Annotated in this window: 2 protein-coding genes; both read right to left on the bottom strand. The window is 65.6% G+C overall.

The genetic code is table 11. The annotated features are described in order from the left end of the window. Window positions 1-40 precede the first annotated feature (40 nt). On the bottom strand, window positions 41-892 hold the full coding sequence (locus tag MZC64_RS47455; RefSeq protein ID WP_247766271.1) for an IS3 family transposase: 852 nt from the start codon (window positions 890-892) through the stop codon (window positions 41-43). Further along, on the bottom strand, window positions 889-1,436 hold a 548-nt coding region (locus MZC64_RS47450; RefSeq protein WP_247766270.1), incomplete at its 5' end, for a helix-turn-helix domain-containing protein. The genes MZC64_RS47455 and MZC64_RS47450, both read right to left, overlap by 4 nt.

The following is a 1,436-nucleotide window of genomic DNA, read 5'->3' as shown; positions in this document are numbered from 1 at the left end:
GTGAACTGCTCCCCGGAAGTTGGACTCGGTAACTGAGAGTCTAGGCAGCGAGGGTCTGTGCCCGGTATCGCACCGGGCTCAGACCCTCGCAGTGTGTGTGGCCCCGGCTGGTGTTGAACCAGGTGATGTAGTCGGCCAGCGCGGTGGTGAACGCCTCGATGCTCAGGTAGCTGGTGTGGTGGAACATCTCTTCCTTGAGGTGACCGAAGAAGCTCTCGATCACGGCGTTGTCGTAGCAGTTGGCCTTGCGTGACATCGACTGCGTGGCGCCCGCCTCTGCCAGCAGGCCTCGCCAGGACTGGTGCTGGTATTGAAAGCCCTGGTCGGAATGCACCAGCGGCGTCTGGCCCGTCTCCAGAGTCGCCAGCGCGTCCCGCAGGCAGGAGTTGGTCAACTCCAGACTGGGTGAGGGGCTGACCGCGTAGGAGATGATCTGCCGGTCGAACAGGTCCATCATCGGCGAGAGGTAGACCTTGCGGTCCCCGATGCCGAACTCGGTGACGTCGGTGACCCACTTCTGGTTCGGGGCGGTGGCGGTGAACTCCCGGTTCAACACGTTGTCCGCGACCGCGCCGACCGTGCCCTGGTAGGAGACATAGCGTCGTCGCCGGCGGATCGTGCAGACCAGGTCCAGTTCACGCATCAGCGTGAGCACGGTCTTCTTCGCGACCCGCCACCCGGCTTCACGCAGTGCGTGGTGCACGACGCGATGCCCGCGGCGCCTGGTGGCCTCGAAGGTCGTGGTGATCGCCTCTTTGAGCCTCGCCTGGGGATCGGGCCGCCCCTGGCGGGCCTGGTGGTGGAAGAACGTCGAGCGGGCCAGCCCTGAGACAGCCAGCAACAGCTCCAGGGAGTGTTCAGCCTTGAGAGACAGGACGGCGTGGACCTTCACCGCTGTCCTTGTTCCCTCAAGGCCCGCAGTTTTCCCAGGTAGGCGACCTCCGCCTGGAGCCTGGCGTTCTCCTGCCGCAGCCGTTCCAGCTCGCTGACCTGGCCAGGCGTGTTATCCGATGCGCGTGGTGGCCTGCCTTTCGGCTTCGGGCGCAGTCCGTCCTGCCCGTCACGCCGGTAGGTCCGCGCCCACGTCTTGAGCAAGGTGGGAGAGGACAGCCCCAGCTCGGCGGCCAGCTCCGTGGCTGCCTCGCCTCCCAGGAAACGCCGCACCGCGTCGAGCTTGAACTCGAAGGAGAACGACCGCTTGGCAGGCTTACTCACCAGCGCAAGCCTGCCATGGAGCTTCCACCGTTGATACAGCCTCCGCACCGGCCAGCGCGCCACGCCCAGCGACCTCGCGGCCGCGTTGTCACCCCAGCCACGCTCGAACAACGCCACAGCCGCCTCGCGCTGCGCTTCCGACAACGAACTCCGTGCGTCCATACGACTGCTCCCCGGAAGCTGGAACTGAATTCTCAGTCCAACTTCCGGGGAGCAGTTCA

It is taken from the genome of Crossiella sp. S99.2 (assembly GCF_023094165.1).
In the GTDB taxonomy this organism is placed as follows: Bacteria; Actinomycetota; Actinomycetes; order Mycobacteriales; family Pseudonocardiaceae; genus Crossiella.
Note: the sequence above shows the minus strand (reverse complement) of the source record. Positions and strands in the feature narration are given on the sequence as shown.